Annotated in this window: 5 protein-coding genes; all 5 read right to left on the reverse strand. The window is 35.6% G+C overall.

The window, feature by feature from the left end; all coding sequences use genetic code 11:
* Positions 1-649: hypothetical protein (locus AC220I_RS17985; protein ID WP_486725249.1), on the reverse strand; the 649-nt coding region annotated here is incomplete at its 3' end.
* 3 nt (positions 650-652) lie between these two features.
* Positions 653-1,840, reverse strand: a complete 1,188-nt coding sequence (locus AC220I_RS17990; protein ID WP_486725250.1) for a hypothetical protein — start codon at positions 1,838-1,840, stop codon at positions 653-655.
* Entirely contained in the window at positions 1,827-2,390 is a 564-nt protein-coding gene (locus tag AC220I_RS17995; RefSeq protein ID WP_486725251.1) for a PilN domain-containing protein, read from the reverse strand. The genes AC220I_RS17990 and AC220I_RS17995 overlap by 14 nt, the downstream gene beginning before the upstream one ends.
* 14 nt (positions 2,391-2,404) lie before the next feature.
* Positions 2,405-3,505 (reverse strand): pilus assembly protein PilM, encoded by a 1,101-nt coding sequence (pilM, locus tag AC220I_RS18000; protein WP_486725252.1) that lies wholly within the window; start codon positions 3,503-3,505, stop codon positions 2,405-2,407.
* 24 nt (positions 3,506-3,529) lie between these two features.
* Positions 3,530-5,017, reverse strand: a 1,488-nt coding sequence (locus tag AC220I_RS18005) for an Ig-like domain-containing protein (RefSeq protein WP_486725253.1), incomplete at its 5' end; no start/stop codon positions are given.

The following is a 5,017-nucleotide window of genomic DNA, read 5'->3' on the forward strand; positions in this document are numbered from 1 at the left end:
AATTTCGATTCATCGTTTCAATTCTCATATTTTGTGTCTGATAGTTTTCTATATACCCTGATAAATACCCTTCCTGGAAACCAGATGCAAATTTTAACCGATATTCAGAAGATTCACGATCTAACCAATATCGACTATTAACCGTACCTTTGGCAATAAATTCTTGATATGAGCGTTTCCAGTCATTGTATCGACCATTAAACAAATCATTTACACCATAAAATCCACCTTCGACTTTTCCAAGCTCAAAGCCCTGCTCATATGCCTTTTCAGAAGGTCCATTCACAGTGAGCAAGTTCAGTCTTCGATAAGCGCTGGCAAACCCAATTTGATAAGCATTTTTGTAAGCATTTAAAAAATTCAACTTATAAAAAAGGTCATCATTTGCTAAATTATATTTTTTTATAATTGAGTTGTCTCCCAGCATCGCATATTGATACTGATTAGACTCACCTTCTAAATAAAGGGCCATACCATCTGCTTCACCATCAAGTGTTCCACAAAGTCGTCCTTGTTCTTCTGCCTCTTTTAGCATCATTTCCTCAGGTGTAAGGACTACTGTTGTGGTGGTATCTTCTGCTAATGATATGAAGCTTCCTCCCATGATCACAAATGACACAAGTATCACTGCTATGATTTTTTTGAACATGCCTTAGTTTCCCCCTTGCTCTATAGGATAAGAAATCTGTAATTGATCAAATAAATACTTACCATTGATTTTTTGATCATAACCTATCCCTTCAACATATATTCTCTGAACTTTACATGGATAATTGATTTCTACAGGAAGCAAAACTTCTAATTCTTTCCACCCTATCCAATCAACATTTTCCGTAAGCGCTACCCTATATTCCTTACCAGTCGCATCGATCAAAACTGCACCAATTGCATGATTTCCAAATTCATAAGCATAAGTCCAAAGACCAAGGTATTCTGCTTGTTTTTGTATCATTACTGGATTTGTATCAAAAACTAAATTAGCTTCATTGACTTCTCTTGCTGTTATAAAATCAAAAGTCATTTCAGTAGAATAACCACCAGCCACTTTAGTTTGTGATCTGATCACTTGCCCAGAGGTTTCCTCTGAACTTGATACAAAGAAATTACTGCCATCTTCAAATCCATATATTTGAATTTTAGGTCTGTAATTAGTATAATCCACAGTTTCCTCTTGGTCAGGATATGAAGGTAGTGGTAAATTATCTACAAAAGCAAACCCATCAAAAGGAATAAAAGAATGCATTAGGTCGTCACGGTAATTGTCATTTAATGTTACCAAGGTTTCATCTTCTGCAATATATGGCGCAATATCTTTGACGGAACAAAACTCAAGTTCCATTTCACCACTGAGTATACCGTCATTGTTTGATGTGAGGGCAATCTTTTTTATGATAATTTTTTTATCAAAAGCCTCAATATTTCTAATGTATGCCATCAAAGCAAAATAATCTCCATTTATACCGATTTTAGCACTTAAATTTGTAGTCAAAGGGTCATTGTCGTCATCCGGAATATAATCAAACTTTGTAAATGAAAGTTCTTGATTAGTTCGAAGTGCAAGTGCTCTCATCATCATTTCCTCTTGTGTTAAGGCTGTATAATAAGGCACACTCTTTTCAGAAATGCTATTGGTCAAAGTTTCAAGTTCAGCGGTAATACGCTCGGAGGTCTTTAATTTAGTAAGTACAAGCTGTTGCTCATTGCGTTTCATTTCCACATCTGAACGAAGGCTTATCACATTTTGTTCAAGCGGCTTAATGAATACCCAATAATAACCAAAAAACAAAAGTGCGATTAATAAAAACACAAGTAATGTTTTCTCTCTCTTACTTATTTTCATTATATCCCTCCTTTGTCAGAACACCCACTAAGTTGAACTGCATACCATTTTCGTCTTCTTGGATATTGGGAACACTGAGGGTATTAAAAACACCTGTCATTCTCAAATTATAAATATATTGAGCCACCATTTCATATGAATCTGCGTATCCACGCATGTTTACTAGTCCTGAATCAATAGACAAGTCCATTAAAAACACTTCTTTTGGCATTTGGTCATTGATCATTTGAAATAAATCTGAATCAATAACATCTTCCGACGAACGTTTCAAAGTCAAATCTGACAAATAAACCGAAAAAATACTCATGTTATCAATCTTCTTTTGCTTAAACTCTAACTCACTTAACTTCTGTTGTGTTTTCTTATCATCTAGAAAAGATTGTATATCTGCAATTTCTGTTGATATGTTATTTTTTTCACTGATTAACTTAATATGATAAACGCCCAAAACCATCGCTAAAATACATAAAACGGCCACGATGATATATTGATTCAGTCCTCTTTTTTTAGGGACCTGAATATATGGCTCAAAAAAATTAAATTCTGTCATATTATCCTCCAACATTATAATAATGAGCCTATTGCATGAATATATTTTGCAAACGCTTCGTCGTGTTCTTTTGCAACATATTCAATTTTACCATATGGCACAACCATTTCTGTTTTTAATTCAAGTTTATCCTCGATATATTTTTCCAAATTTATAAATTGTGAACTTCCACCATAAAAATAAAGTCCGTCAATGCGGTTGTTTTCATGCCTACTAGTATAATATTTGAGTACTTTATTAAGCTCTTCCAAGCATTCGTCAAGGTGAAATGCAGTATTAAACAATATAATATTCCTAGGTTCTGGTCGTTCAGAGTGCATTACGTCTTCTCTTGCAGCTTCAAGTGCTTCAAATGCCTGATGAATATCAACACCAATTTTCTTTTTCTCAGCTGTTATTGCATCTAAGTTCAGTTGATTCATTAATATGCGATCGAATTCTCGCCCCCCCATATTCACAAGTCTGTCGAAGACAATCTTCTTCTTATCGAACAGGGTGATGTTTAAAAATGAATGACCAAAATCTATAAATGCAGCTGTTTCATTTTCAAAATTCCGTGTATTTCTGTAGTTCCACTTAACAAACTTCTCTAGTGAATGGCTATGAAGGTCCAAGGCCTTAGGCGTAAGACCGCAATCCATTAGTAAATTATAATATTGTTCAGCCATCATCTTAGGCATAGCACCAACTTTTGTGATTAATATGTTTCCGATAGCATCTGTACTTTCTGCAATTACTTTATACTGGATGATATATGCATCTAAATCAATTGGCAAGTACTGACCAATTTCATACGTGATCAAATCCAGCCGATCCTCTTCTTGGACATTTGGAATTGTAAGTTCTCTTTTTATGATTTCTGTACTTTCCACACTAATAACAACATCTTTTGTTTTTATCTTCCTGTCTTTAAGTTGTTCAAGAATCAAGGATTTTACCTGTATCTGATTTATAAGGTAGCCATTGCTAAACAATTCTTCGTTTAGAGGAATGGAAAACATATTTGATATTCGAATTTTATCGTTCTGATGCTGACCGACAACACATTTAATACTATGGCTTCCAAAATCTAACGAAATTACTTGACCACTCTTTTTTTTCTGCTTTCGAATCATATTTCCCCCTCTTTTCCTTTAAAGCTATTCTATGATTAATATCTCATCGATTTCAAAGCTACCTGAGCTTACGCCCACCGACGGATCAATTCTAAGTTGTCTGAGAGTCCCATTCCAAGATGGTAAATCACTTAAGTCAACAGTATATTCCAAATAATCACTATTTGGTACAATCGCAAAATTTTTATGCTTCGTTTCATTCATCGTTTGATCACTTGCCGTAGTGAAATAAAGCTGAGCCATACTGCTGTTCGTATTATTTTTAAGCTTTATCTTAATGCGTTTTGTAACGGAGATGTCCACATTTAAAGGCACTGGGGACATAATAAAAGGATCAACACCGACAATGTTCCCTGAAATTTTACCCTCATTTAAATAGCCAAAATTAACAATGTCATTGCCATCAATCCACGACTCAGTCCCTGCATTAAATCGCCAGAATACTGAAGGGATTTTAAGCCATTTGTCTTGAAGATAATTTTCTACTTGAATACGCTCTGAATCTGATAAGGCTCTATTAAAAACAATAATTTCTGCTATCTGACCTCTTAAATAATTACTGTTTCCAGCAGCACCAATATAAATATCGTTTGTTTGGTTAGATCGTGTTCCAATATTATTATGGCCTATTTTTTCAGTGCCATTAATATAATAATAATGATTGTTGCCATCCCACATGCTCATGTGGAGATTTAAGTCATTATTTCCTGGCGAAACATTTCCATTTCCAGCTGTTGTTGAATTGTTACCTCTGATAACCTGTTGAAATTGCGATAGACTGTTTAAGCCAAAAGCATATGTTGCCGAAGTGCCCCATCCACCTGATTTACTGATAAAAGTGCTATTTGGATTTCCTGTATTAGCTGAACCAACGATGAACACTGTGAAATTTCTCGTTGAATCCATATAGAAATCAACACCTTCTAGATTATTGTCATAAAGGGTTAAATACGCATTTCTGGTACTTGGAAATTCAACAATTGGCAAGCCCAGCTGTGCATACAAGCCTAAATTAGGGCGTATATTGTTAGAACCTTGGTAAAAGTTATTACTATAACCTGATTGATCCAACCATTCACTCACTCTTCCACCACCGGTTGGATTGATCACTGTAGAATCCAAATGTAAAACAATGCCATTTGGTAACCTATCTGCCCAAACTTCAACACTACAAGTTGCCGTATAATGTCCATCCTCAGTTTCTGCGGTTATTGTAGTGGTCCCTGGGCCGATTGCCGTTACCACACCTGACTGACTAACCGTTGCTACCAGTGAATTCGCACTGGTCCAAAGAACATTTTGATTATAGGCGTTTTCTGGTGAAACATCAACTGTGAGCGGTGCGATTTGACCCCTTATCATCAGTAAGGAGGTAGGTTCCAAGGCAAGACCAGTAACAGCCACCCTGTTGATAACCGTCAGTGTAAACGTTGCTGTTTTGCTTGGATCCACACTTGAAGTTGCTGTAAAAATTGTCGTTCCAAGAGTGCTCGTATCCACTGTACCGTTCCA

The organism is Fusibacter sp. (genome assembly GCF_057447755.1).

Coding starts and splice junctions, on each gene's coding strand:
- AC220I_RS17990 (WP_486725250.1), bottom strand. CDS start 1,840: ATGAAAATAAGTAAGAGAGAGAAAACATTACTTGTGTTTTTATTAATC.
- AC220I_RS17995 (WP_486725251.1), bottom strand. CDS start 2,390: ATGACAGAATTTAATTTTTTTGAGCCATATATTCAGGTCCCTAAAAAA.
- pilM (WP_486725252.1), bottom strand. CDS start 3,505: ATGATTCGAAAGCAGAAAAAAAAGAGTGGTCAAGTAATTTCGTTAGAT.